This is a genomic window from Pantoea sp. B65, from assembly GCF_047308185.1.
In the GTDB taxonomy this organism is placed as follows: Bacteria; Pseudomonadota; Gammaproteobacteria; order Enterobacterales; family Enterobacteriaceae; genus Erwinia.
In genome coordinates this window covers 71,930-96,228 of record NZ_JAHXPU010000045.1, presented here as the reverse complement: position 1 = coordinate 96,228, position 24,299 = coordinate 71,930, and the positions used below count along the sequence as shown (strand labels likewise).

The following is a 24,299-nucleotide window of genomic DNA, read 5'->3' as shown; positions in this document are numbered from 1 at the left end:
TAACAATAACCTTATGGTTCCTGAAGAGTCCGCGAGTTCAGGATAGCCCTTAGTCGCAATTAAGAGAGTCGCTATTATGGATGATATGAATATCATCAACCACAGCCGTCGTCATAATGATGGCCCGCAAGGGACGTCCGGAGCCAACTACGGCTTCTCCCGGTCCTCTTCGCAATTGATGAAACGGTCCTTTGATGTGCTGATTTCGGCGTTATTACTGCTGTTCCTTGCCCCGGCACTGCTGGCGCTGGGGTGGATGGCATCGCGTGACGGTGGCAAAGCAATTTATCGCCATCAGCGTGTTGGTCAGAATGGCAAACTATTTACCTGCTTTAAATTCCGCACCATGGTGCCTGATGCGGAACAGCGCCTGAAATTACTGCTGGCAACCAGCGAGCAGCTGCGTGTGGACTGGGAACAGGATTTCCGTCTGGATAATGATCCGCGCATTACCGAAACCGGACAATTTCTGCGTAGCACCAGTCTGGATAAGCTGCCGCAGCTGTGGAATGTGCTGCGCGGCGAGATGAGTCTGGTCGGTCCGCGTCCGATCACTGCCGCTGAGCTGGAGCGCTATGCCGGCCACGCTAACTATTATCTGCTGGCGAAACCGGGTATTACCGGTCTGTGGCAGGTAAGTGGCCGTAAAGGCAATGATTATGCCACCCGTGCACATTTTGATGCACTGTACGTCAAGAACTGGAACGTGCTGGCAGACAGCCGTATTCTGTGTAAATCCGCCAGCGAACTGGTACGTGGTAAAGAATCACAGTAACGCGCCTTCTCACGCTGATGTTAATGCATGTTATGAAAATGTGCATTAACATCACCGCCTCAGCACCAATTAACAACAAATACCCCTTTTCTTTTCTGTAAGTTAACTCTACCCTGTGCGGCCTGTTGTTATCGGAAGTCGCACCCTGTTATGCAAAAATTCACCCTGCTGCTGCTGAGCCTGGTTCTGCTGGCTCCGTTGGGCATCGATCTTTATCTGCCTACCCTGCCCCAAATTGCCGATGGTCTGGCCACACCGGTCAGCAATATTCAGACCACCATCCCGCTGTTTCTGCTGGTGATGGGATTAGGTCAGATTGTCGCCGGCCCACTGGTTGATAACTTTGGCCGCAAACCGATCGCTATCATTGGTCTGCTGCTGTATCTCACCGGCAGCGTGATCGGCGCAACGGCGGTGAACTGGCCAATGTTTCTGGTTGCCCGGCTGATCCAGGGCATTGCGGTCTGCTGCACTGCCGTCGTGGCATTCAGCGGCGTACGTGACCGCCTGAATGGCGAGGACGCGGCACGCGCCTACGGTTTTCTTAACGGCGCGCTGAATATCGTACCGGCACTGGCGCCGATGCTCGGCGGATTTCTGGCGGAAGCCTTTGGCTGGCGCGCGCCTTTTTGGTTCCTTAGCAGCTATGCGCTGTTGATCGGCGTTATTGTGGTGTTTTTCCTGCCGGAGACCCGCCCGGCGGATACCCGGCCGGTAAAAGGGCTGCCGCTGCGCCAGTACTGGCAGATCCTGAAGCAGCCGCGTTTTTTGGCGTTTGCCTTTGCCAATGCCGGCGCGCTGGGGATGGTGCTGACCTATGTCTCTCTGGCGCCGCAGGTACTGATGTCCGAAGGCAAACTGAGCGCGCTGCAGTTCTCCGTTGCCTTCGGCGCCAATGGTTTCTGGATTATGCTGGTCAGCGTGCTGGTGAATAAAACCATTCGCAAAGTCGGCCGCCCGTTCTGTCTGGCGATCGGCAGTATCACCATGATTGTCGGTGCCATTCTGCTGTATGGCGGCGCCACCCTGCTGCCGGTCGCATGGCAAAGCCATTGGGCGCTGTATATGATCCCGGTCGCGATTTCAGTCGCGGGTCTGGCATTTACCGTGGGGCCGGCCACCAGCTATGCGCTGGAACCCTATCAGCAGCAGGCTGGCGTGGCATCGGCACTGGCAGGATTTATCCAGATGGCCGGGGGGTCATCCGCAGGGTTGTTAATGATGGCGTTGCCGCTAAGCGAGAAAACCGCGCTGGCATTGATGATGCTGGTGGGGGCGGTATTGGCATTCACCGCCTGGCGGTGCAGTAAATCAGTGCGCGGCCGCATCACCGCGCTCTGAATTTAACCAACGTTTACCGGTACGCGTGGGGCAAGAGCACACATCAGCTCATAGCCTACCGTACCGGCGGCACTGGCGACATCATCGATTTTCACCGTATTGCCCCACAGTTCCACTTTACTGCCGATACCCGCCTGCGGGCAGGGGGTCAGATCGACCATCAACATATCCATTGAGATCGCCCCCAGCGTTTGCGTGCGCACCCCATCCACCACCAGCGGTGTCCCGGTAGGCGCATGGCGTGGATAGCCATCAGCATAGCCGCAGGCGACCACACCGATACGTTGTTGCCCCTGCGCCTGATATCTGGCGCCATAACCGACACAATCTCCCGCCTGCAACGGCTGAATGGCAATAATCTCGCTGTTCAGGGTCATCACCGGCCGCAAACCACTGCCGGCGATATCCTGCCACTGACCGCTGGGGGATGCGCCATATAACACGATACCCGGGCGCACCCAGTCAAAGTGAGTGTGTGGATGCCACAGCGTCGCGGCGGAGTTTGCCAGTGAACGATGGCAATGAAGTCCTTCTGCCGCAAGCTCTACGCGCTGCATCGGCGCGACGATGCCCTCTGCCTTTTCCGCTTCGGCAAAATGCGCCATTAAGGTCATCTCACCCACGTTCTCCAGCGCACGTAGCTTTTGCCAGGCGCTGTGCACCTGCCCGGGCTGGAAACCGAGGCGGTTCATGCCGCTGTTCATTTTAACGTAGATATCAAGCGGAGCGGACAGCCGGGCGTTAGCAATCGCCTGAATCTGCCAGTTACTGTGGACACTGGTGGTCAGTCGGTAGCGATCGAGGATCGCCAGCTCATCGCTGTGAAAGAAACCTTCCAGCAACAGAATCGGCTTTTTCCAGCCGCGCTCACGCAGCAGAATCGCCTCTTCCAGATTCAGCAGCGCGAAACCGTCAGTCTCTGACAAACTCTGCCATACCCGTTCAATACCATGGCCGTAGGCGTTCGCCTTAACCACGGACCAGATGCGTGAATCAGGTGCAGCCTGGCGAACAATCGCCAGGTTTTGTCGCAACGCGGCAGTATCAATGGTTGCGACAATCGGACGTGACATAACCTCTCCTTGTAAAGCCTTAACGCGTGACGTCGGCACTGTGTAACGGGGTGCCGCTCGGTGCGGAAAAACCCGGCAGATAGCGCATTACCGACAGATCGTCAGCGGCAATGGCCGGGGTTTGTCCGGAAATAATATCAGAAAGTAGCTGGCCTGAACCGCATGCCATGGTCCATCCGAGTGTTCCGTGACCAGTATTAAGAAAAAGATTTCTCAGCGGCGTGCGGCCAACAATTGGCGTGCCGTCTGGTGTCATTGGGCGCAGACCGCTCCAGAAAGTCGCCTGCGCAATATCACCGCCGGTCGGATAGAGATCGCGCACCACCATTTCCAGCGTTTCGCGCCGCGCCGGCAGCAAACGATCATTAAAACCGACAATTTCCGCCATGCCACCCACACGGATACGCTTATCGAAACGGGTAATCGCCACTTTATAGGTTTCATCCAGTACCGTGGAAACCGGCGCGCCAGCTTCGTTATGAATCGGAATCGTCAGCGAGTAGCCTTTCAGCGGATAAACCGGAATATCGAGAATATTATGCAATAGCGAAGTGGAATAAGAGCCGAAAGCCACCACCCAGGCATCTGCCTTGACCACTTCTTCACCACACTTCACACCAAAAATATGATCGCCATCACGCAGAATATGATCCACGGAGGTGTTAAAGCGGAAGGTCACCCCCGCCGCGGCCGCCATTTCCGCCAGCCGCTGAGTAAATAACTGGCAGTCACCGGTTTCATCATTTGGCAGACGCAGGCCACCGGTCAGTTTGTGGCAGGTAGCCGCCAGCGCGGGTTCGACGCTGGCCAGTTCACTGGCTTCCAGCAGCTGGTAAGGCACTCCCGCCTGCTGTAATACCGCGATATCTTTTGCCGCGCTCTGATACTGCTGCTCAGTGCGAAACAGCTGCAGCGTACCGCCCTGTCGCCCTTCGTAGGCAATGCCGGTTTGCGCCCGCAACGCCTTCAGGCAGTCGCGGCTGTATTCAGCAATGCGCACCATGCGGCTTTTATTCTGTTGATAGTGGCGCATATCGCAGTTACGCAGCATCTGCCACATCCATTGCAGCTGAAAACTGCTGCCGTCAAGACGGATTGCCAACGGCGCGTGGCGCTGAAACATCCATTTAATCGCTTTTAACGGAACGCCAGGCGCCGCCCAGGGAGCGGCATAGCCTGGTGAGATCTGCCCCGCATTACCGGCACTGGTTTCCAGCGCGGGGCCCGGCTGGCGGTCAATTACCGTCACCTCATGTCCCGCTTGCGCCAGATACCAGGCGCTGGCGACGCCAACCACCCCACTTCCAAGAATGACAACGCGCATAACCACTCCACGGCAGTTAATAAAAGAACAATATACTGTTTTAACAGCTTTGCTTCGGATGATGATACTGGTGAAACCCATCAGTATCACCGCGAACTATTTCACATCTTTTTTACCTTATGGGTAAGTAAAAACAAGATGGGGGGTCCAATTTGGAATAAAATATTGCAATACAAAGGTTTTCAGCAGCAAATAATAACAAATCCGCATTATTCACAGCTTGCCAGCAGAAAAGAAACCGCTCATAAAAAAGACTTATAAACAGCATATTATGCTAATCTTTCGTTATTTATTCGCATTTTTCAATATTTGAAAATTCTTTTTTCGTGAGCGCTCTATTTTCTTCCAAAGATTTCATTTGTGTTCCTGTTTCGGATGAGTGAGAGTGAACTATCATTGAAGTATTCGCTCAGATTTTCGGGCTTTCTTTGTCGTAACTGATAACAGAGAAAACGCAGGTCACGATGAATAGATTTCAGTGCTCATCCTGGGGATGACGCTGGGAGATTCAAATAAGAGGGGTGCGCTATGACGACTATTTTTGACGATACCATCAGGCACAATAAACGACTCAGTGACGGTCCGGACTGGACCTTTGAATTGCTTGACGTCTACCTGGAAGAGATCGACCGTGTGGCAAAGCTCTACCGGCTCGACACTTACCCGCACCAGATTGAGATTATTACCTCTGAGCAGATGATGGATGCCTATTCCAGCGTCGGCATGCCGATTAACTATGCCCACTGGTCATTCGGTAAGAAATTTATCGAGACCGAACAGCGTTACAAGCATGGTCAGCAGGGGCTGGCGTATGAAATTGTCATTAACTCCAACCCCTGTATCGCCTATCTGATGGAAGAGAACACCATTACCATGCAGGCCCTGGTGATGGCCCATGCCTGCTACGGGCACAACTCCTTCTTTAAGAATAACTATCTGTTCCGCAGCTGGACCGATGCCAGCTCAATCGTCGATTATCTGCTGTTTGCCCGTACCTATATCACCAAATGTGAAGAACGTTACGGTGTGGAAGAGGTGGAGCGCCTGCTCGACTCCTGCCACGCGCTAATGAACTACGGCGTGGACCGCTATAAACGCCCGCAAAAAATCTCCCTGCAGGAAGAGAAAGCGCGGCAGAAGAGCCGTGAAGAGTATCTGCAAAGCCAGGTGAATACCCTGTGGCGTACCCTGCCGCGGCGCGAGAAAGAGGAAGTACAGGCGGAAGCCACGCGTTATCCATCCGAGCCACAGGAAAACCTGCTGTACTTTATGGAAAAAAATGCGCCGTTGCTGGAATCATGGCAGCGTGAAGTTCTGCGTATCGTGCGTAAGGTGAGCCAGTATTTCTATCCGCAGAAACAGACCCAGGTGATGAATGAAGGCTGGGCCACTTTCTGGCACTACACCATTCTTAATCACCTGTATGACGAGGGCAAAGTCTCCGAACGCTTTATGATGGAGTTTTTGCACAGCCATACTAACGTGGTCTATCAGCCACCCTATAACAGCCAGTGGTACAGCGGCATTAACCCGTACGCCCTCGGTTTCGCCATGTTCCAGGATATCAAACGTATCTGTCAGTCACCGACGGAAGAAGATCGTTACTGGTTCCCGGACATTGCCGGCAAGGACTGGCTGGAAACCCTGCATTTCGCCATGCGTGAGTTTAAGGATGAGAGTTTTATCAGCCAGTTCCTGTCACCAAAAGTGATGCGTGACTTCCGCCTGTTTACGGTTCTGGATGATGATCGCAATAACTTTCTGGAAATTGCCGCGATTCATGATGAGGCGGGTTATCGCGCCATCCGTCAGCAGCTGTCAGCGCAATATAATCTCAGTAATCTGGAACCTAATATTCAGGTGTACAGCGTCGACCTGCGTGGCGATCGCTCATTAACCCTGCGCTACGTGCCGCAGGATCGCGCGCCACTGGATAAAAGTCGGCGTGAAGTGCTGAAGCATGTGCATCGTCTGTGGGGTTTTGATATCCATCTTGAGCAGCAAAATGAGGATGGTAGTATCGAAATGCTTGACCGTGTTCCGCCGCGTCCCTCTGCCCTGTAGCCATAAAAAAGGCGGCTTATGCCGCCTTTTCTCTTTTTAGCGCCGCTGCTGATGCGCTAAATCGGCAGGCATCGCTTTCTGCATGCTATGCCAGATCTCCCCACTCTGACGACCATAATCGCGTACGCTATCGACAATCAGCTCAAACTGTTGTTTCTGGCTGATGACCATCAACTGCTGATAGAAACTCTGCGCCAGCTTACGTGCCTCGGGATTAGAGAAGTAATAACGCCCGACGCGGGTATACAGTCCTTTCAGCCCGTTCAGAATCAGACCATAAATTGGATTGCCGGAAGCAAAGGCCAGGCCACGGAAAATATTGTAATCCAGCTCGGTATAGGCTTCGGCATGGTCTTCTACATGATTAGCGGTCTCCAGCACCTCTTGTGCTTTGTCCGCATGATGACGAATGGCGCGCCGAATAAAAATCGAGGAGATGTTAGTTCGTACCGACAGCAAATTATCAATCAACTGTGGAACGCTGTCATGGTCGAGACGTGCCAGGGTTTCCAGGATATTCAGTCCGGAGGTTTCCCAGAAATTATTCACCCGGGTAGGTTTACCGTGCTGAATAGTTAACCAGCCATCACGCGCCAGACGCTGCAAAACCTCACGCAGTGTGGTACGGGTGACGCCGATCAGTTCAGAAAGCTCACGTTCTGCGGGTAAAATCGAGCCGGGCGGAAAACGACTGTTCCAGATGCTCTCAATAATATACTCTTCAGCGAAACCCGCTGGGCTCTGCGCCTTAATGACCATAGCAATTTTTCTCGTCGCTTTCATATACAGCAAAAAAATTCAGCTCATCATACCAGACGCCCCAGGCAGGACATAGCCTGTCAGACGCTGAAAAAGCGATCGCGGTGAGAAAATAACAAAATTCTCGCACGCGCCAGCACAATAATCATATTGCCTGGCTACCCGAAGCGCTTTACCCTTTGTTTTATATTCAAAATGCATAATACCAAATGAGGTCAGATATACTGATGGATATTTCTGTCACGCGCGCAATGATACGTAACTTTCTTGGTCAGTCTCCGGACTGGTATAAACTCACTCTGCTGGGATTTCTGCTACTAAATCCGCTGTTATTCTTTTTCGTCAGCCCTTTTCTGGCGGGATGGATGCTGGTGGCCGAATTTATTTTCACTCTCGGCATGGCGCTGAAATGTTACCCGCTATTACCTGGTGGGTTACTGGCACTGGAGGCTGTTGCCATCGGTATGACAACAGCTGAAAGCGTTAAAGAGGAGCTGGCAGGTAACCTTGAAGTGTTATTGCTGCTGATTTTTATGGTAGCCGGCATCTTTTTTATGAAGCAGTTATTACTGTTCGTCTTTACCAAATTGTTACTGAATATTCGCTCTAAGATTTGGTTGGGCGTTGCATTCTGTCTGGCTTCAGCATTCCTGTCAGCGTTTCTCGATGCGCTGACCGTGGTCGCGGTGGTAATCAGCGTCGCAACAGGTTTCTATGGCATCTATCATCGTGTTGTCTCAAATGGTAATGAAGAAGCCCGCCATGACGACAGCGATATTGCCGATGGCGACTCACGTCAGACCCTGGAAAAATTTCGCTCATTTCTGCGCAGTCTGATGATGCAGGCGGGTGTAGGTACCGCTCTCGGCGGCGTGATGACCATGGTGGGCGAACCGCAAAACCTGATTATCGCCAAAGCGGCCGGCTGGAATTTCACAGAATTTTTTCTGCGCATGGCGCCGGTAACGGTACCGGTACTGATTTGCGGCATTCTCACCTCGCTGCTGGTGGAACGTTTTAAAATTTTTGGCTATGGCGAACCGCTGCCGGCGCCGGTACGGGAGATCCTGCTGGACTACGATCGTCGCTCCACGGCACAGAGCAGCCGTCAGGAGCGGGTTCGGCTGTGGGTACAGGCAGTGATCGGTATCTGGCTGATTGTCGCGCTGGCGTTTCATCTGGCGGAAGTGGGCCTGATTGGCCTGTCGGTGATTATTCTTGCCACCTCACTCTGCGGCGTTACCGATGAACATGCTATCGGTAAAGCCTTTTCAGAAGCGCTGCCGTTTACCGCGCTGCTGGCGGTGTTCTTTGCGATTGTGGCGGTAATTGTCGAACAACAGCTATTCAGTCCGCTGATTAATTTCGTATTGCAGGCCGATGCCGCCTCACAGCTCAGCTGGTTCTATGTGTTTAACGGCCTGCTGTCGTCGATTTCCGATAATGTATTTGTCGGTTCGGTGTATATTAATGAAGCGAAAAATGCCTTCACCAGCGGCGCGATCGGTCTTGAGCAGTTCGAACTGCTGGCGGTGGCGACCAATACCGGCACTAACCTGCCGTCGGTGGCCACACCGAATGGCCAGGCGGCGTTCCTGTTTCTGCTGACCTCGGCGCTGGCGCCATTAATTCGCCTGTCGTATGGCCGCATGGTATGGATGGCGCTACCCTTTACTGTAGTGCTGTCGCTGGTCGGTCTGTTCTGCATTATCTACGCTCTGGAACCGATGACACACTGGTTTACCCTGCAGGGTTGGATCGCCCTGCCGCACCCCTGACAGAGATATTTGACGCTTGCTTAATTTAAGTCATTTATCTGATTAATTTTTTCGCTATCGAGGCTGGCAGCGAATCGCTTTTGGTTTACACTGCGCTATCAAGGTTTCTTGCATGGAAAGACTATGTTGCGATTTTTAAATCAATGCTCCAGAGGACGCGGTGCCTGGCTATTAATGGCCCTAATCGCTTTTGCTCTGGAAATGGTGGCACTCTACTTCCAGCATGTAATGATGCTCAAGCCTTGCGTAATGTGTATTTATGAACGTTGCGCATTATGGGGCATTGTGGCGGCAGGCATTGTCGGGGCGATTGCGCCAAAAAGTCCGTTGCGCCTGCTGGCGATCGCGGGCTGGATTTACAGTTCATGGGAAGGGGTTCGTTTAGCTTATCAGCATACGATGATCCAGCTGCACCCTAACCCTTTTGTCACCTGCGATTTCGCCGCACGTTTTCCGGACTGGTTACCGCTGGATAAATGGCTGCCATCAATGTTTGTCGCCAGTGGCGACTGCGCCGAGAAGCAGTGGTCTTTCCTGACTTTAGGTATGCCGCAATGGCTGGTAATTATCTTTGCCGCCTTTTTGCTGGTTGCGGTATTGGTTCTGATTTCCCAGCCGTTGAAACCTAAACGTCGCGATCTGTTTTCACGCTAAGCGCGAAAATAAACAACGGGCCTTCAGGCCCGTTTTTTATTGTGCCCAGCTCGGGCGATTCATGATGTGATCTTCCCAGTCCACCACTTCACTCTCGCGTACCGCGATATGCCGTACCGAAATCCGCGCCGCATGCATGGCCGCTTTTGAGCCGCTACGCAACGGATGCCATACCGGCAGTGATTTGCCTTCCGCCAGCAGGCGGTAAGCACAGCTCGGCGGTAGCCAGGAAAAGGTCGGCAAGTTATCGCGAGTCAGCTTGATGCAATCTTCTTCCAGTTCAAAGCGACGCTCATAATTACGACACTGGCAGGTTTTGATATTCAGCTGGTCGCAGGCGACATTGGTGAAATAAATTTCATCGGTATCTTCATCCTGCAACTTATTCAGACAACACTGGCCACACCCATCACACAAGGATTCCCATTCCTTATCGGTCATTTGCTCAAGCGATTTTTGCTGCCAGAAAGGAGTATCGGAGGTGTCAGTCATGGGGATATCCTGTTTATGGTCTTTATCTTTCACGCCACAGCGCCATGGGCTGCAACGCGAAAGCTAATGACTGTCGTAAATTAACCGCACCTTATAAACAGTTCGGGCTTCAGATGCAACCTTTACAGCACGCGCGTTGATACGCCGTGACCGCCCAGCGACAACTCCAGCGTATCGCCCGAGACCATCGGGCCGACGCCTTCTGGCGTACCGGTAATCACCACATCGCCAGCGCGCAGGGTAAAGTACTGACTCATATAGGCAATCAGCGGCAGAATTTTCGTGATCATATCGGCGGTGCTGCCATGCTGACGCACTTCACCGTTGACCACCAGTTTCAGTTCGGTATTTTGCGGATCGCCGGCAAACTCGCTGACCGGAATAAAACCCGACAGCGGACAGGAGTTATCAAAACCTTTTGATTTTTCCCATGGCTGCCCCGCTTTTTTCAATCCGGCCTGCAGATCGCGCAACGTCAAATCAAGGGCAATACCATAACCGGCAATCGCTTTCGCCACATGCTCTTCAGATGCCTGCTTCAGGGTCGAACCAATCAGCACCGCCAGTTCAATCTCATGGTGCACTGAGCCAAAGGCTTTCGGGATAGAGATCGGCTGGCGCAGATCGCACAGTGCGGTTTCCGGTTTAATAAACACCACCGGCTCTTGCGGTGTCGCGCTACCCATTTCTTTAATGTGCTTCGCGTAGTTACTGCCGACACAAACCACCTTGCTGACCGGAAAATCTAACAGTGCGCCCTGCCAGTTACGATGCTGATACATGCTTTTCCCCTGCTTGCTGTTGAGTGGCAACGCCAGCTTCTGCCAGCGTTTATCAGTTAATCACTTATTGCACGATAGCATCGGCCATTTTGCCAATACTAATAGCGAAATAATAAGACCGATTCCAGTGCATTATTGTGCGGAAATTGTCATAAACCATAAATGCACGCCCTTGCAGATCATCCGGTATGATGATCCAGGCGCGTGGTGTGTTATCCGGCAACGCCACACTGTTGGTGATACGCACCCCCAGTTGCTGCCATTCACCGACGCTTTTGGCCTGTGAATCTTTCAGGCCCGCCTGCTGTTTAATAAAATCAGCGGGTAACGCTACCTCGCGCCCCCAGCTGTCCCCACCGCGCCAGCCCTCTGTAGCAAGGTAATTGGCGGTGGAAGCAAACACATCATCGACATTGTTCCAGATATCGATTTTACCGTCGCCATCGGCGTCAGCGCCGTAGCGCAGGTAAGAGCTGGGCATAAACTGATTCTGGCCCATTGCGCCGGCCCAGGAACCTTTCATCTCCGCCGCGCTAATATGTCCCTGCTGAATAATCTGCAGGGCGGCAATCAGTTCTTTGGTAAAAAAGGCTTCGCGACGCCCTTCGAACGCCAGTGTCGACAGCGCCGAAATAATATCTTCCCGGCCCTGAATCTTGCCAAAATTACTCTCCATCGCCCAAAGCGCGACAATATATTGCGGCGCTACGCCATAGCGCTGGCTGACGCGATGCAACGCCGGCTGATAGCGCTGAAAGTTATCCCGCGCCTCGCTGATTTTCGTCGCCGTCAGGGTCCGCGCGAGGTAATCATCCAGCGTGACCTTTTTCTCCAGCTGGTTGCGGTCAGATGTAATCACCCGATCCACGAAATGCACCCCGGCAAACGCGCTATCGAGCGTAGCCGGATTAATCCCCTGTGCGCGGGCCTCAGCCTTTAATTGCGCGATATAAGCCGGGAACTCCGCCGGGTTGCGTCCCTGTTCAGCCAGCGTGCTGCCGCCGCTAGCGGGATTCAGAAAACGATCATTATTACTGGCGCCGTTACTGGCGGCGGCGCCGGTCACGCCCTGAGCGGCGGCGGGCATCGGAGCGGCGCTGTTTTTGCTGGCACATCCGCTGAGCAAAAGCGCGAGGGTAAGAGCACTGAGGGCTGTCTGCTTCATGCGGGCATCCTTTTAAATCAGGTTTATCCGTCGCAAATAATAATCTGCATCGCTCACAGCATGCGGCGGAGATATTTACAGATGATTCTTAATTCACTTTATTTACTATTTCCCAGATGCATTTTGAGCAGACTTTCCACCGGTGGCGGCAGCTGTAAATAATAGCCTTGTTCCTGCAAAGCGCGGGTCACTTTCGCCAGGTCGGCATTGACCAGTTTCTTACTGCCATCAAGCGGTAACAGCATCGCCAGCTGCGGTTTACCAAAACCGCGGAGCAGTTCTTCGGGCACACGCGAGAAATCGTCTTTTTTTTCTACATACAGATAAGTCTGGTCGCGTTGCGGGCTACGATAGATCACACAAAACATATTTTTTACTCGAATTAACCGGGATGGTGGCTTGCCTGAATATAACAGTAACTATAACATGCTTGCAGTACTTCGGAATAATGTCCCGCCTTGATTAAGCGATGATATATTTAGGCCTAATTTAGTCGGGTGAGACACAACAGGACTGAGTCAGGACAGATGTCGCAAACGCCAATCGAGTTAAAAGGCAGTAGTTTTACACTGTCTGTCGTTCATTTACACCATACTCAACCCGAGGTGGTTCGCCAGGCGCTTCAGGACAAAATTGACCAGGCTCCAGCCTTCCTGAAAAACGCGCCGGTGGTGCTCAATGTTGCGACGCTTTCTGGTGATGTTAACTGGAAACAGATGCAGCAGGCAGTGATCTCAACAGGTTTGCGCGTTATCGGTGTCAGCGGCTGTAAAGATGAAAACCTGAAGCGCATGATCACGCGCGCGGGTTTACCGGTACTGGCCGAAGGGAAAGAACAGAAACCGGCAGCGGAAACCGCCCCGCTGATTCAGGCGGCGCCACCGGTTGAACCTCTGGTAGCAAAAACCCGAGTGGTGAATACGCCGGTTCGCTCCGGACAGCAGATTTATGCGCGTAACGCCGACCTGATTGTCACTAACAGCGTCAGCGCCGGTGCAGAACTGGTCGCCGACGGCAACATTCACATCTACGGTATGATGCGTGGACGTGCCCTTGCCGGCGCCAGCGGTGACCGTGATTGCCAGATTTTTTGTACCAGTTTAACTGCAGAGTTGGTCTCGATTGCCGGTGAATACTGGATTATGGACCAAATCCCTGCTGAATTTTTTGGAAAAGCCGCGCGTCTCTGTCTGAAAGATGGCGCGCTGACCATACAGACACTGAATTAGGCCTGTTTTTACCGCGTCGTGACGCTCGACGAGTAAAAAGCCTGTTGGAATAGACTCAGCCCCTTTGTTAAGGAATTAATCAATATGGCACGCATTATTGTAGTTACATCGGGTAAAGGGGGCGTTGGTAAGACCACGTCAAGCGCGGCCATCGCTACTGGTCTGGCGCAGAAGGGCAAAAAAACCGTCGTGATCGATTTTGATATCGGTCTGCGTAACCTTGACCTGATTATGGGTTGTGAACGCCGTGTGGTGTATGACTTTGTTAATGTGATTCAGGGCGATGCCACACTGAACCAGGCGCTGATTAAAGATAAACGCACTGAAAATCTGTTTATCCTGCCTGCTTCGCAGACCCGCGATAAAGACGCGCTGACGCGCGACGGCGTGGAGAAAGTGCTGAACGACCTCGGCACCATGGAGTTTGACTTTATTGTCTGTGACTCTCCGGCAGGTATCGAAACCGGTGCGTTAATGGCGCTCTATTTCGCCGATGAAGCTATTATTACCACTAACCCGGAAGTCTCTTCGGTGCGTGACTCCGACCGTATTCTTGGCATTATCGCCTCGAAATCGCGTCGTGCCGAAAATGGTCAGGATCCGATCAAAGAGCATCTGTTGTTAACCCGCTACAACCCGGGCCGCGTTAATCGTGGCGATATGCTGAGCATGGAAGATGTGCTGGAAATTCTGCGCATTCCTCTGGCTGGCGTTATTCCGGAAGATCAGTCTGTGCTGCGTGCGTCCAACCAGGGCGAACCGGTGATTCTTGATGGCGAGTCCGATGCGGGCAAAGCCTATGCCGATACCGTGGATCGATTACTCGGCGAAGAACGTCCCTTCCGCTTCATTGAAGAAGAGAAGAAGGGTTTCCTGAAACGCCTGTTCGGGGGATAAACCATGGCCTTACTCGATTTCTTTTTATCCCGTAAAAAGGGCACTGCAAACATAGCCAAGGAACGACTGCAAATCATCGTGGCGGAACGTAGAAGGGGTGATAGCGAGCCCCACTATCTTCCCCAGTTGAAGCGCGACATACTGGAAGTGATTTGCAAATACGTGAAGATTGATCCAGAAATGGTTACCGTACAACTGGATCATAAAGGGGATGATATTTCGATTCTGGAGCTGAACGTGACGCTACCGGAAGTGGAAGAAACGACGAAATGATCTTTCATTACTCTTAAATTTCCCCTGCAATATTGCAGGGGAAAGCGTTTATCACGTCTTAATACTCCGCCAGCAGCTGTTTAATGCCCTGTTCCATCAGTTCACCACGCCAGCCCGCCAGCAGTTCCGGCAAGCGCTCACGCGGTTTGATACGCCAGTGCCAGCTTAATAACTGGTTAATCTGCCGACGTGAAGCCAGCAGCTCCTGACTCAGGCCAGAGCTTTCACTCACCTCTTGCACCAGCGCTTTCAGCGCTTTAAATGCCCGCTTATAATCCGGCTGATCGATAATATTATTCAGCGGTTCAGGCAGCGCGTCTTCCGGCAATGCGTTGGCTTGCTCCACAAAGCCAACCAGGGTTTTGCCATGGAAGCGGATTTCATGACCATTTAAGCCCAGATGATCCAGCTCACCCAGCGAACCCGGCATAAAACGCGCCACTTTCCACAGATTCTCTTCACGGACCACAAAGTTTACCGCCATATCTTTTTCCCGCGCCAGATCCAGACGCCATGCGGCCATCAGCCGCAATGCCGCCAGCTGACGCGGGCGCAGCTGCCACGCATTGCTGATTTCACGCCAGGCATCTTCCGGCAGCAGAATATCGCTACGCCGCTGGCACAGTAGCTGACACTCGCTAAGCGCGGCGGCCATTTGTCCGGCAGCTTCGGTTTCTGCCACCAGCTGATGGGCGATGGGCAGCAACCAGAACACATCGGCGGCGGCGTATTCGCACTGACGTTCGGTTAACGGGCGCGCCATCCAGTCGGTACGGGATTCGCTCTTATCCAGCGCGATGCCGGTAAAGGATTCGACAATGGTGGCAAAACCACAGGAGAGCGGTCGGCCGCTGAAAGCCGCGAGGATTTGCGTATCAATCATCGGGTCTGGCATCACGCCGAATTCATTGATAAAAACTTCCAGATCTTCACTGCCGGCATGCAAAAACTTGATCACCTGCTGGTCACTGAGTAACGCTTCAAACGGCGCCCAGTCGCTGATGGCCAGCGGATCGATTAATGATACGCGTTCACCATCATACAGCTGGATCAGACCTAAACGCGGATAGTAGGTGCGCGTGCGGACAAACTCGGTATCCAGCGCCAGGGCAGAAAACTGGCGCGCCGCCTGACAAACCTCGGCCAGCGCGTCATCGGAGGTGATTAATGTGTAATTCAAATTGTTTATCTCTCGCCGCCTGCAGACTGAAAACAGGCAGTGTTCAGGTGTTGATAGCAATAAAAACGCCGGAGGTTCCGGCGTTATATAATCTTAGTGCAGTGTCAATGCCGCTGGACTATGCGCCGTTTTTCGCCGCCCTGATCGCTTCGTCACGCAGTTCACGCCGCAGGATTTTACCCACATTGCTCTTCGGTAACTCGTCACGGAACTCAACAATTTTAGGCACTTTATAGCCAGTTAACAGGCGACGGCAGTGCTCGATCAGCTCATCTTTGGTTAGTGAGTCATCCTTTTTCACCACGCAGACTTTTACCGCTTCACCAGAAAGATCGCTCGGCACCCCGATAGCGGCCACTTCACGCACTTTGGCATGCTGCATCAGCACATCTTCGATCTCATTTGGATAGACATTGAAACCGGAAACCAGAATCATATCCTTTTTACGATCGACAATCCGCAGAAAGCCTTCATGATCAACGGTAACAATATCGCCGCTGCGAAGCCATCCATTTTTTAATACTTCATCGGTGGCCGCGGGATGCTGCCAGTAACCCAGCATCACCTGCGGTCCTTTGATGCACAGCTCGCCAGGCTCGCCGTCAGCCACTTCATCGCCGGCGTCATCAATCAGTTTGATATCGGTGGACGGCACCGGCAGGCCAATGCTGCCATTATGACAGGTGATATCGTACGGGTTGACCGACACCAGCGGCGAGCATTCGGTCAGCCCGTAACCCTCCAGCAGGTAGTGCCCGGTCAGCTTCTCCCAACGCTCCGCCACCGCTTTTTGCACCGACATGCCGCCGCCGGCAGAGAGGCGCAGTGATGAGAAATCCAGCCGGTTAAACTCTTTATCGTTCAGCAAGGCGTTAAACAGCGTATTGACCCCGGTGATAGCGGTAAACGGATATCTGGCCAGCTCTTTAACCAGCCCCGGAATATCGCGCGGATTGGTGATCAGCAAATTGCGCCCGCCCAATTCGACAAACAGCAGACAGTTAACCGTCAGGGCAAAGATATGATACAGCGGCAGCGCGGTCACTACCGTTTCATTGCCATCCTGCAGTAGGGAACCATAGGTGGCTTTCGTCTGCTCGAGATTCGCCTGCATATTGCGGTGGGTCAGCATCGCCCCTTTCGCCACCCCGGTGGTGCCTCCGGTATATTGCAGGAAAGCCAGATCGTCATTGATCACCTCAGGTTTGACATATTGCAGGCGATAACCCTGATGCATGGCGCTGCGGAAAGAGATGGCATGCGGCAGGTTATATTTTGGCACCAGCCGTTTGATATATTTCACCACAAAATTGACCAGCGTGGCTTTGGCAGGCGACAGCTGATCGCCGAGCCGCGTCAGAATCACATGCTTAACCTCCGTCTTCGCAACCACTTTTTCCAGCGTATGGGCAAAGTTGGATACCAGTACGATGGCGCTGGCCCCGCTATCATTCAGCTGATGTTCCAGTTCGCGCGGGGTATACAGCGGATTAACGTTAACCACAATCATCCCGGCGCGCAGTACGCCAAACAGGGCAATCGGGTATTGCAACAGATTGGGCATCATCAGCGCCACCCGGTCGCCTTTCTTCAGTCCCAGCCCTTCCTGCAGATAAGCGGCGAAAGCGCGGCTGCGCTCCTCCAGCTTACGGAAGGTCATCACCTGCCCCATATTGATAAATGCGGGCTGATCGGCATAGCGTTTTGCCGCCTGTTCAAACAGGTCGACTAAAGAAGTGTAGCGATCTGCATCTATTTCAGCCGGGACATCGGCCGGATAACGGTTAAGCCAAACCTTTTTCAAGGATTCACCTCGGAAATTATACTTTATGGTCATCGCCGCCTCACCCGCTACGCTCTGTTAACAATATTTTAACTCAGCGTACCAGTTTGCAGATCACTCTGTTATGAGGTTGCGAAGTGCATCACTAAATTTCTCAATCCACAGAGAAATTAAATAAAACGGCCCGGTCGCAGAGTATCGCGACCGGGCCGCTAAAAAGGGTTAGTACCGGATTACTGCCGCTGCCAGTTACTCCGTCAGAATGGTTTGCACCTGACCGGGGCTGTTGTTATAGCCCCCCCATGGTCCGGGACCCCAGTAACCTCCGTGCCTGCCGCGCGGCGGACCATACCAGATCCACGGATCGATCGGCTGTGGCGGCATCACCACCTGCTGCGTCAGATGCCAGCGCTGATAGCCGGTAACGCTGACCACCACGAAGTTGTAAGCGGCCTGGCCAATCTCACCCTTCTCGCTGCCTTTAATCGGCCCGACCACAGTCACCATCTGGTTATGCAGATCCACCGGATCAACAAAGCCGTTGATATCCGCAAAAATACGCCCGACGGAAGCGGCGCCGAGAATCGGTCGCGCGCTGTCATCCAGCGGCTGCGTGGCGATTTCGAGCCGGGTACGACCGGTGAGGTTAGTGACCTTCACCACCTTACCGCCAAAACGTGACTCCTGACCGACATATAACTGCGGCGCATTCATGACGCGCAGTAAATCCTGTTGGGGGACTGGCGAGGTTCCTTTCACCGAATCGGGGATGGAAACGCAGCCGGAAAGAAAAACAGTCGCCAGCAACCACAGACTGGCCGGGCCAATAAAACGTTTACGCATAGTTAACTCTCCCTGGTACTGTTTTTTAGACTCTCAGGCGGCAAATAAGTTGCCGCTTACTGGCGTCCGGGTAATTTTTTCCATGTCACTTCATTACGCAGATAGGTCGGCTCAGCATGCTCTGGCGCAACGCTTTTCCCCGCCGCCAGCGCCAGGACCGCCAGCGGCAACATATCCTCTGCCGCCGGCAACGTCACGCTGGTATGCACTAAGCTTAGCGGACTTTGCGCCGCCAGATCGGGCCAGGCTTGCCAGCCGGTGCCGACGGTGGCCCATTCCCCCTCCAGCTGCGCCATCCGCGCCATTGCCGCTTCCGGTTTCAGTACCGCTTCGCTGCTTTCGCCCAGCCAGTTGCCCTGCTCATCGCGCTGGTACTCAGCCCAGTAGACTTCGCCCATGCGCGCATCAATGGCGGCCAGCACCCGGGTGGCGCCACACCGACGCCAGGCGCCCTGCGCCATAGTCGCCAGCGTCGACACGCCAATCAGCGGCAGGCTGGCGCCCAGCGCCAGCCCCTGGGCGATACCAATGCTAATACGCACGCCGGTAAAGCTGCCGGGGCCGCGGCCGTACGCCAGCGCATCCAACCCGGTTAATGCCAGCTGATTAGCCGCCAGCACCTGCTGCACCATTGGCAGAATACGCTGCGTATGCTCACGCGGACAGAGTTCAAACAGGGAATCAATAGTGTCTTCATTTAACAGCGCAACTGAACAGGCCTCCGTGGCCGTATCAATGGCTAAAATTCGCGTGGACATAGCAACCTCAGGCGGGATCAACATTTTTTTCGGCGGCATCTTAGCATAAGGCAGCAGCAATTACTGCGCTGATGCCGCAGTAAGAAAATCAACGGCGCGCTGCAGATCGCGGGTACGGGGTGTCGGCGGCAGGCTGTTAAGGAATACCGCACCATAGGGCCGCATCACCAGCCGGTTATCGCAAATCACCAGAACTCCCCGGTCATCCACGTCGCGAATTAAGCGCCCCACCCCCTGTTTCAGGGTAATCACCGCATCGGGTAACTGAACATCATCGAAAGGTTCACCGCCGCGCAGCCTGCAATCTTCCATACGTGCTTTCAGTAACGGGTCATCCGGCGAAGTAAACGGCAGTTTATCGATGATCACCAGCGACAGCGCGTCGCCGCGCACATCCACCCCTTCCCAGAAACTGCTGGTCGCCACCAGCAAGGCATTACCGGCCGCGACAAACTGCTTCAGCAATTGCCCTTTACTGGTTTCTCCCTGTAGTAATACCGGCAGTTTCAGCGAGGCACGGAACTCTGCAGCCAAATCGCGCATCATCTGATGCGAAGTACACAGGAAGAAGCAACGGCCATTATTGGCTTCAATCAGCGGCAGCAGCATCCGTGCCAGCTGGCGCGCGCCGCCGGGTTGATTCGGCGACGGCAGATTGCGCGGCACACACAGCAATGCCTGGCTGGCATAGTCAAACGGGCTATTCAGGATCAGCGACTCCGCCGTGCTGACGCCCAGCCGCTCAACAAAATGGCTCATCTGTTCATTGACCGACAGTGTGGCCGAAGTAAAAATCCACGCCGCCGGGCGCTCATCCATCACTTCCCGAAACCGTTCAGAAACCGACAGCGGCGTCAGCGCCAGTACAAAGTGGCGCGAGTTACATTCATACCAGTAGCTAAAACCAGGCTGACTGGTATCTTTTAAGCGCTTCAGCCGATTGCGGTACAGTGCCGCACGTTCAAATGCCGCATCCAGCAACGCTGAACGACCCAGCGACATTTTCGCCACGTCATAACACAGCTCCAGTGCATCATCGAGCAGCGTCAGCGCACGCTGGATGGCAGGGTCGGTCAGGATTTCACGCAGATTGCCGCGATAGCCGGGATCGCCGAGTGCCAGACGAAAATCCTGTGCGCATTGCGCCAGGCGGTCAGCTGATTTCTGTAGCTGCTGAGCATCGCGGACTTCGGTGCGGTAGGCGATGATAATATCTTTCGCCAGATCGATTAACTGACGGCTGGAGAGTTGCTGGCCAAAGTACTGGCTGGCAATATCAGGCACCTGATGGGCTTCATCGAAAATCATCACATCCGCTTCCGGGATCAACTCAGCGAAGCCGCTCTCTTTGACCACCATATCAGCGAGAAACAGATGATGGTTCACCACCACCACATCCGCATCCATGGCGCGGCGGCGCGCTTTCACCACAAAACAATCTTTGTATTGCGGGCAGTCGCTGCCAAGGCAATTATCATTGGTGCTGGTCACCAGCGGCCAGATGGTGCTGTCTTCCGCCACGCCGCCGCAGGTGCTGATATCGCCATCAACGGTTTCGTTCGACCAGCCACGCAGGTGGATCAGATCGCTCATCGCCTGCACCGCCAGTTCGCCGCCGGCCATCGACTGCTGTTCCAGACGCTCCAGACACAGGTAGTTGGCGCGCCCTTTCAGCAGCGCCAGCTGACCTTTAAACTTTAGCGCGCGCGCCACGGTAGGCAAATCACGGCTGTACAGCTGATCCTGCAGGGCTTTCGAACCGGTAGAAATGATCACTTTCTTGCCGGAGCGGAGCGCCGGCGCTAAATAGGCGTAAGTTTTGCCGGTTCCGGTACCCGCTTCGACCACCAGTTCACTGCGGTTGCCGATCGCTTTACTGACCGCCTCCGCCATTTGCCGTTGTGCTTCACGTGGTTTAAACCCCGGAATTTCCCGCGCCAGTGCGCCTTCTGCTGCAAAATCGTCTGCCACATACCCTCACTGCCTGAGAAAAAACACTGTAATTATGTCAGTATTCTGCCGCGCCCTCCACAACAGATGACAGCGGGATAATTTCTGTGTCAGGCTAACCGCCGAAATCGATCACAGAAGGAAAACCTGATGAGCATTACCCGTATTGATCCGGAACACCGTATGTCAGAAGCGGTGATCCATAACCAGACGGTCTATTACACCAGCGTACCGGAGAATCTGGATGAGGATGCTGAAGCACAAACCGCGAATGCGCTGGCGGTGATCGATCGCCTGCTGACGCGTGTCGGATCCGACAAAAGCCGTATTCTGGATGCCACCCTGTTTCTGGTGAACCCCGAGGACTTTCCGGCGATGAACCGCGCGTGGGACGCCTGGGTGTCACCGGGCAATGCACCGGTGCGTTGCACCGTGCAGGCGAATCTGATGAATGCGAAGTACAAGGTTGAAATCAAGATTATCGCCGCGCTCTGATCGGATGCGGCGCGTTACTCTTCTTCGTCATCATCTTCATCGTCGTAACGCGCCGTATTCATCTCTTCGTCTTCATCTTCGTCGTCTTCATCGTCGTAACGCGCCGTATTCATCTCTTCATCTTCATCTTCGTCATCTTCATCGTCGTAACGCGCCGTATTCATCTCTTCGTCTTCATCTTCGTCATCTTCATCTTCAAAGCGCGCCGTGACCATCTCACCAGTATGGCTTTCGCGGATCTCGCGGGCCACAAGGGTAATCGCCTCGCCGCTGCTCATGCCGCTGGCCATCAATTCCTGAATTCGCTCCACAGCCTCTTCCTGCTGGGCATGCGATAGTGCCGGTAGACCTGTAATCATGGTGACTCCTTACAATTAATGTGAAAATTATTTCACGACTAACTAAGAGATGCCAGCAAGGCAAAAATATGCCAGGCTTGCATCTTTATGTTGTGATGACCTGCTGAACACCATGCCGCCTGTTTACCATCCTTTAGCGTATACGCCTGACGCCCTGCATAACCTGTTTGCACGCGTTGCCCATTTACCCTGGGCGATGCTGCTCAGTTCCGGCTTTGCCGAACATGACGATAATCGTTTCGATATCATGGTCGCCGATCCCTGCGCCACGTTGCAAACCACAGGCGCCACTACCCGCTGGCGACAGGGCGAGGTGATTAGCGAATCTGATGCCGATCCGCTCGGGCTGCTGCAACAGGCGCTGGAACAGTTAAATCTGTCAGCCACGCAGCATCCTGACTTCCCTTTCCAGGGCGGTGCATTAGGTTTGTTTGGCTATGATCTTGGCCGGCGCTTTGAAACGTTACCTGAGACTGCGGTCGCCGATCTGACGACGCCGGATATGGCCGTCGGCCTGTATGACTGGGCAGTGATTGCCGATCATCAGCGCCAGACGCTAACGCTGGTGACGCATCAGGCGGGTAATGCGCGCCATGACTGGCTGATGGCGTTGCCTGCACAGACGCAGCCGGAAAGTTTTCGCCTTACCAGCGCATGGCAGTCCAATATGACGCCAGAACAGTATGGTGAGAAGTTCAACAGCATACAGCACTATCTGCAGGCGGGCGATTGTTATCAGGTAAATCTCGCCCAGCGCTTTACCGCCAGCTACCAGGGAGATGAATGGCAGGCATTTACGCTGCTCAATCAGCAGAACCGCGCACCGTTCAGTGCTTTTCTGCGTCTGGAACAGAGCGCCATTCTCAGCCTGTCGCCTGAGCGCTTCCTTGAACTGCAACAGGGGGAGATTGAGACGCGGCCGATTAAAGGAACCCTGCCGCGTCTGGCTGATGCCGCAGCCGACCGGTTGCAGGCAGAGAGGCTGGCCAGTTCGGCAAAAGATCGCGCGGAAAATCTGATGATCGTTGATCTGCTACGCAATGATATCGGTCGGGTGGCCCAGCCCGGCACGGTGAAAGTACCGGAACTGTTTGTGGTTGAGCCCTTCCCGGCAGTACATCATCTGGTTAGCACCATTCGCGCCAGTTTAAAACCCGGGCTGAATGCCAGCGACCTGCTGCGCGCCTGTTTCCCGGGCGGTTCGATTACCGGGGCGCCGAAAGTACGGGCGATGGAAATTATTGAAGAACTGGAGCCTCAGCGCCGTAACGCCTGGTGCGGCAGTATTGGCTATCTCAGCGTTTGTGGCCGTATGGATACCAGTATTACCATCCGTACCCTGATTGCCGAACAGGGCCAGCTGTTCTGCTGCGCCGGCGGCGGTATTGTTGCCGATAGCCAGCAGCAGGCGGAATATCAGGAAACCTTTGACAAGCTGAACCGCATTTTGCCCTGTCTGCAGGATCCCCGTGATGACCGCTAATTCACTGACGCTGGCACAGTTCCTGGCGCGCTTTACGCTACAGCCGCCAGCCGCCAGCGCTATCACACTGCCGCGGCGACAGGCAGCGGTGCTGGTGCCGATTGTCGCACGCCCGCAGCCGACGCTGCTACTGACCAAACGCGCCAGCTCACTGCGCAAGCATGCCGGCCAGGTGGCTTTCCCCGGCGGGATGATGGACAGCAGCGATAATTCGCTGATTATTACCGCCCTGCGCGAGGCGCAAGAAGAGGTCGCCATTCCACCGGCGCTGGTCAGAGTGATTGGCACCCTGCCCGCCGTCACCAGCAGCACCGGGTTTCAGGTGACGCCGGTAGTGGGCATTATCCCCGACAGCATTATTTATCATGCTAATGAAGCTGAGGTCGCCGCAGTATTTGAGATGCCGCTGCAGGAAGCCCTGCGTCTCGGACGTTACAGCGCGCTGGACATTCATCGTCACGGTGTCCATCACCGGGTGTGGTTATCCTGGTTTGAGGATTACTTTGTCTGGGGCATGACCGCCGGCATCATCCGGCAGTTGAGTCTGCAAACCGCCGGCGACTAGCGGTCTAAATTCCGCGCCTGCTAAAATCGCTCATTTATTACTCTTTACATTATTTTTCACTGCCAATTGCCTGACAGGCGATCCAAATCACTTCCTTATTTGTCATTTTGATATATATTTCTCGCGCCTGAAAAGTCGGTTATCCTGTGCCGGCCGCCAGCGTGGCGGGCAAGTGTGATACTTGCCTTTGGGATAAATTTTTTTCATGCGATTAGCCTCTTTTTTTCCCGCATGATGAACATACTTAGCTCTGCTCACCCGAGAACAGCAGCAGAGA

The 24,299-nt window shown here is 53.9% G+C and carries 23 protein-coding genes and 1 pseudogene; 11 read left to right on the top strand and 13 right to left on the bottom strand.

Annotated features, from left to right (window positions below):
- The first annotated feature begins 76 nt into the window (after window positions 1-76).
- Both JWF83_RS24630 and JWF83_RS24625 read left to right on the top strand, forming a co-directional pair.
- Entirely contained in the window at window positions 77-775 is a 699-nt protein-coding gene (locus tag JWF83_RS24630) for a sugar transferase (protein WP_413653131.1), read from the top strand.
- Between the two features lie 150 nt (window positions 776-925).
- Window positions 926-2,116: a multidrug effflux MFS transporter gene (locus tag JWF83_RS24625; RefSeq protein ID WP_413653130.1), complete on the top strand. Its 1,191-nt coding sequence runs from the start codon at window positions 926-928 to the stop codon at window positions 2,114-2,116.
- A 2-nt stretch (window positions 2,117-2,118) separates the two neighbouring features.
- On the opposite strand, the gene dadX is transcribed toward JWF83_RS24625, so the two are convergent.
- Window positions 2,119-3,189 carry a catabolic alanine racemase DadX gene (gene dadX, locus JWF83_RS24620; protein WP_413653129.1) on the bottom strand — a complete coding sequence of 357 codons (1,071 nt, stop codon included), beginning with the start codon at window positions 3,187-3,189 and terminating at the stop codon, window positions 2,119-2,121.
- A 19-nt stretch (window positions 3,190-3,208) separates the two neighbouring features.
- Window positions 3,209-4,513, bottom strand: coding sequence for a D-amino acid dehydrogenase (locus JWF83_RS24615; RefSeq protein ID WP_413653128.1), 1,305 nt, complete (start codon window positions 4,511-4,513; stop codon window positions 3,209-3,211).
- Window positions 4,514-5,041: 528 nt separating this feature from the next.
- Here JWF83_RS24615 and JWF83_RS24610 point away from each other — a divergent pair.
- Window positions 5,042-6,577 carry a SpoVR family protein gene (locus tag JWF83_RS24610; RefSeq protein ID WP_413653127.1) on the top strand — a complete coding sequence of 512 codons (1,536 nt, stop codon included), beginning with the start codon at window positions 5,042-5,044 and terminating at the stop codon, window positions 6,575-6,577.
- Window positions 6,578-6,613: 36 nt separating this feature from the next.
- Here JWF83_RS24610 and fadR read toward each other — a convergent pair whose 3' ends face one another.
- Window positions 6,614-7,336, bottom strand: a complete 723-nt coding sequence (gene fadR / locus JWF83_RS24605) for a fatty acid metabolism transcriptional regulator FadR (RefSeq protein WP_413653126.1) — start codon at window positions 7,334-7,336, stop codon at window positions 6,614-6,616.
- A gap of 227 nt (window positions 7,337-7,563) precedes the next feature.
- Here fadR and nhaB point away from each other — a divergent pair, with 227 nt between their 5' ends.
- Both nhaB and dsbB read left to right on the top strand, forming a co-directional pair.
- A complete protein-coding gene (nhaB, locus tag JWF83_RS24600) occupies window positions 7,564-9,114 on the top strand; it encodes a sodium/proton antiporter NhaB (RefSeq protein WP_413653125.1) in 1,551 nt (516 codons plus the stop codon).
- A 123-nt stretch (window positions 9,115-9,237) separates the two neighbouring features.
- Window positions 9,238-9,768, top strand: coding sequence for a disulfide bond formation protein DsbB (dsbB, locus tag JWF83_RS24595; protein ID WP_413653124.1), 531 nt, complete (start codon window positions 9,238-9,240; stop codon window positions 9,766-9,768).
- A 36-nt stretch (window positions 9,769-9,804) separates the two neighbouring features.
- Here dsbB and JWF83_RS24590 read toward each other — a convergent pair whose 3' ends face one another.
- The 4 genes from JWF83_RS24590 to JWF83_RS24575 form a co-directional block, all read right to left on the bottom strand.
- Complete coding sequence (locus tag JWF83_RS24590; protein WP_413653123.1) at window positions 9,805-10,260, bottom strand: YcgN family cysteine cluster protein; 456 nt, start codon at window positions 10,258-10,260, stop codon at window positions 9,805-9,807.
- A gap of 122 nt (window positions 10,261-10,382) precedes the next feature.
- Window positions 10,383-11,042 (bottom strand): fumarylacetoacetate hydrolase family protein, encoded by a 660-nt coding sequence (locus tag JWF83_RS24585; RefSeq protein ID WP_413653122.1) that lies wholly within the window; start codon window positions 11,040-11,042, stop codon window positions 10,383-10,385.
- Between the two features lie 64 nt (window positions 11,043-11,106).
- A complete protein-coding gene (locus JWF83_RS24580) occupies window positions 11,107-12,207 on the bottom strand; it encodes a lytic transglycosylase domain-containing protein (RefSeq protein WP_413653121.1) in 1,101 nt (366 codons plus the stop codon).
- A gap of 98 nt (window positions 12,208-12,305) precedes the next feature.
- Window positions 12,306-12,575, bottom strand: a complete 270-nt coding sequence (locus JWF83_RS24575) for a YcgL domain-containing protein (RefSeq protein WP_413653120.1) — start codon at window positions 12,573-12,575, stop codon at window positions 12,306-12,308.
- Between the two features lie 159 nt (window positions 12,576-12,734).
- Here JWF83_RS24575 and minC point away from each other — a divergent pair, with 159 nt between their 5' ends.
- The 3 genes from minC to minE all read left to right on the top strand — a co-directional run bounded on the left by minC (window position 12,735) and on the right by minE (window position 14,606).
- A complete protein-coding gene (minC, locus tag JWF83_RS24570) occupies window positions 12,735-13,436 on the top strand; it encodes a septum site-determining protein MinC (RefSeq protein WP_413653119.1) in 702 nt (233 codons plus the stop codon).
- Between the two features lie 84 nt (window positions 13,437-13,520).
- Window positions 13,521-14,333 carry a septum site-determining protein MinD gene (gene minD, locus JWF83_RS24565; protein WP_413653118.1) on the top strand — a complete coding sequence of 271 codons (813 nt, stop codon included), beginning with the start codon at window positions 13,521-13,523 and terminating at the stop codon, window positions 14,331-14,333.
- A gap of 3 nt (window positions 14,334-14,336) precedes the next feature.
- The gene (minE, locus tag JWF83_RS24560; protein WP_413653117.1) at window positions 14,337-14,606 is read left to right on the top strand and encodes a cell division topological specificity factor MinE; all 270 of its coding nucleotides are present in this window, start codon (window positions 14,337-14,339) and stop codon (window positions 14,604-14,606) included.
- A gap of 58 nt (window positions 14,607-14,664) precedes the next feature.
- On the opposite strand, the gene rnd is transcribed toward minE, so the two are convergent.
- From rnd to JWF83_RS24535, 5 genes are all read right to left on the bottom strand, one after another.
- Entirely contained in the window at window positions 14,665-15,786 is a 1,122-nt protein-coding gene (gene rnd, locus JWF83_RS24555) for a ribonuclease D (RefSeq protein ID WP_413653116.1), read from the bottom strand.
- A 118-nt stretch (window positions 15,787-15,904) separates the two neighbouring features.
- Window positions 15,905-17,590, bottom strand: a complete 1,686-nt coding sequence (fadD, locus tag JWF83_RS24550; RefSeq protein ID WP_413653115.1) for a long-chain-fatty-acid--CoA ligase FadD — start codon at window positions 17,588-17,590, stop codon at window positions 15,905-15,907.
- A 228-nt stretch (window positions 17,591-17,818) separates the two neighbouring features.
- Window positions 17,819-18,412 (bottom strand): Slp family lipoprotein, encoded by a 594-nt coding sequence (locus JWF83_RS24545; RefSeq protein WP_413653114.1) that lies wholly within the window; start codon window positions 18,410-18,412, stop codon window positions 17,819-17,821.
- A gap of 56 nt (window positions 18,413-18,468) precedes the next feature.
- Window positions 18,469-19,170 carry a tRNA (adenosine(37)-N6)-threonylcarbamoyltransferase complex dimerization subunit type 1 TsaB gene (gene tsaB / locus JWF83_RS24540; protein ID WP_413653113.1) on the bottom strand — a complete coding sequence of 234 codons (702 nt, stop codon included), beginning with the start codon at window positions 19,168-19,170 and terminating at the stop codon, window positions 18,469-18,471.
- Between the two features lie 60 nt (window positions 19,171-19,230).
- A complete protein-coding gene (locus tag JWF83_RS24535; protein ID WP_413653112.1) occupies window positions 19,231-21,141 on the bottom strand; it encodes an ATP-dependent DNA helicase in 1,911 nt (636 codons plus the stop codon).
- Window positions 21,142-21,270: 129 nt separating this feature from the next.
- On the opposite strand from JWF83_RS24535, the gene JWF83_RS24530 reads away from it, so the two are divergent.
- A complete protein-coding gene (locus tag JWF83_RS24530; protein WP_413653111.1) occupies window positions 21,271-21,615 on the top strand; it encodes a RidA family protein in 345 nt (114 codons plus the stop codon).
- 164 nt (window positions 21,616-21,779) lie between these two features.
- Here JWF83_RS24530 and JWF83_RS24525 read toward each other — a convergent pair.
- Window positions 21,780-21,974, bottom strand: a pseudogene (locus tag JWF83_RS24525) (YoaH family protein); the annotation flags it as partial.
- 112 nt (window positions 21,975-22,086) lie between these two features.
- Between JWF83_RS24525 and pabB the strand changes: the two are divergent.
- Window positions 22,087-23,457, top strand: a complete 1,371-nt coding sequence (pabB, locus tag JWF83_RS24520; protein ID WP_413653110.1) for an aminodeoxychorismate synthase component 1 — start codon at window positions 22,087-22,089, stop codon at window positions 23,455-23,457.
- Window positions 23,447-24,022 carry a CoA pyrophosphatase gene (locus JWF83_RS24515; RefSeq protein WP_413653109.1) on the top strand — a complete coding sequence of 192 codons (576 nt, stop codon included), beginning with the start codon at window positions 23,447-23,449 and terminating at the stop codon, window positions 24,020-24,022. Before pabB ends, JWF83_RS24515 begins: the two co-directional genes overlap by 11 nt.
- The last annotated feature ends 277 nt before the right edge of the window (window positions 24,023-24,299 follow it).

Coding starts and splice junctions, on each gene's coding strand:
- JWF83_RS24630 (WP_413653131.1), top strand. CDS start 77: ATGGATGATATGAATATCATCAACCACAGCCGTCGTCATAATGATGGC.
- JWF83_RS24625 (WP_413653130.1), top strand. CDS start 926: ATGCAAAAATTCACCCTGCTGCTGCTGAGCCTGGTTCTGCTGGCTCCG.
- dadX (WP_413653129.1), bottom strand. CDS start 3,189: ATGTCACGTCCGATTGTCGCAACCATTGATACTGCCGCGTTGCGACAA.
- JWF83_RS24615 (WP_413653128.1), bottom strand. CDS start 4,513: ATGCGCGTTGTCATTCTTGGAAGTGGGGTGGTTGGCGTCGCCAGCGCC.
- JWF83_RS24610 (WP_413653127.1), top strand. CDS start 5,042: ATGACGACTATTTTTGACGATACCATCAGGCACAATAAACGACTCAGT.
- fadR (WP_413653126.1), bottom strand. CDS start 7,336: ATGGTCATTAAGGCGCAGAGCCCAGCGGGTTTCGCTGAAGAGTATATT.
- nhaB (WP_413653125.1), top strand. CDS start 7,564: ATGGATATTTCTGTCACGCGCGCAATGATACGTAACTTTCTTGGTCAG.
- dsbB (WP_413653124.1), top strand. CDS start 9,238: ATGTTGCGATTTTTAAATCAATGCTCCAGAGGACGCGGTGCCTGGCTA.
- JWF83_RS24590 (WP_413653123.1), bottom strand. CDS start 10,260: ATGACTGACACCTCCGATACTCCTTTCTGGCAGCAAAAATCGCTTGAG.
- JWF83_RS24585 (WP_413653122.1), bottom strand. CDS start 11,042: ATGTATCAGCATCGTAACTGGCAGGGCGCACTGTTAGATTTTCCGGTC.
- JWF83_RS24580 (WP_413653121.1), bottom strand. CDS start 12,207: ATGAAGCAGACAGCCCTCAGTGCTCTTACCCTCGCGCTTTTGCTCAGC.
- JWF83_RS24575 (WP_413653120.1), bottom strand. CDS start 12,575: ATGTTTTGTGTGATCTATCGTAGCCCGCAACGCGACCAGACTTATCTG.
- minC (WP_413653119.1), top strand. CDS start 12,735: ATGTCGCAAACGCCAATCGAGTTAAAAGGCAGTAGTTTTACACTGTCT.
- minD (WP_413653118.1), top strand. CDS start 13,521: ATGGCACGCATTATTGTAGTTACATCGGGTAAAGGGGGCGTTGGTAAG.
- minE (WP_413653117.1), top strand. CDS start 14,337: ATGGCCTTACTCGATTTCTTTTTATCCCGTAAAAAGGGCACTGCAAAC.
- JWF83_RS24545 (WP_413653114.1), bottom strand. CDS start 18,412: ATGCGTAAACGTTTTATTGGCCCGGCCAGTCTGTGGTTGCTGGCGACT.
- tsaB (WP_413653113.1), bottom strand. CDS start 19,170: ATGTCCACGCGAATTTTAGCCATTGATACGGCCACGGAGGCCTGTTCA.
- JWF83_RS24530 (WP_413653111.1), top strand. CDS start 21,271: ATGAGCATTACCCGTATTGATCCGGAACACCGTATGTCAGAAGCGGTG.
- pabB (WP_413653110.1), top strand. CDS start 22,087: ATGCCGCCTGTTTACCATCCTTTAGCGTATACGCCTGACGCCCTGCAT.
- JWF83_RS24515 (WP_413653109.1), top strand. CDS start 23,447: ATGACCGCTAATTCACTGACGCTGGCACAGTTCCTGGCGCGCTTTACG.